At 67.2% G+C, this 646-nt stretch carries 1 protein-coding gene; it reads right to left on the reverse strand.

Translation table 11 applies throughout. The annotated features are described in order from the left end of the window. Positions 1-607, reverse strand: a 607-nt coding sequence (locus tag FK530_RS24710) for a CNNM domain-containing protein (protein ID WP_146489454.1), incomplete at its 3' end; no start/stop codon positions are given. Positions 608-646 lie beyond the last annotated feature (39 nt).

Below are 646 nucleotides of genomic sequence, written 5' to 3' on the forward strand. Positions count from 1 at the left end.
CCAGGTCATCGTGGATCTTTCCCTCCTGCTGGGAGAGCTCGACGATGGAGGCCACCTCCTCGGCGGTGAAGGCCGCGGAGATCTCGGAGCGCGGGGTGATGCCGCGGACCTTGAGGAACCAGTTCGCTGCGTGGTCCATCGCCTCGATGACGGGGCGCAGGACGTGGCCGAAGGCCACCAGGGGGGGCGCCAGGACCAGCAGTGCCCGGTGGGGATTCGCGATGGCAATGTTCTTCGGCACCATCTCACCGAAGACCACGTGCAGGAAGAGGACGATGACCAGTGCCGCGGTGAAGCCGACCACATGGGAGGTCGCGGCAGGCAGGCCCAGGTGGACCAGGGGCCCCTCGACCAGGTGGGCGATGGCGGGCTCGGCCACGACACCCAGGGAGGTGGAGGCCACGGTGATCCCCAGCTGGCAGATTGCCAGCATCAGGGACACGTGCTGGAGGGCGTACATGGCCTTGGCGGAGCCACGCCTGCCCTGTTCGTAGAGAGGTTCGATCTGGGACCGCCTGGAGGAGGTCGTGGCGAACTCGCCCGTGACGAAGAAGGCGTTCACCCCCAGGAGGAAGACGGTCACCAACACGCCGACCAACGGGCTCACAGTGTCACCTCCTCGTGGTGGACGGGAGGGGCAGGCATG

This window comes from Tsukamurella conjunctivitidis (genome assembly GCF_007858475.1).
GTDB classification, from domain to species: domain Bacteria; phylum Actinomycetota; class Actinomycetes; order Mycobacteriales; family Mycobacteriaceae; genus Tsukamurella; species Tsukamurella conjunctivitidis.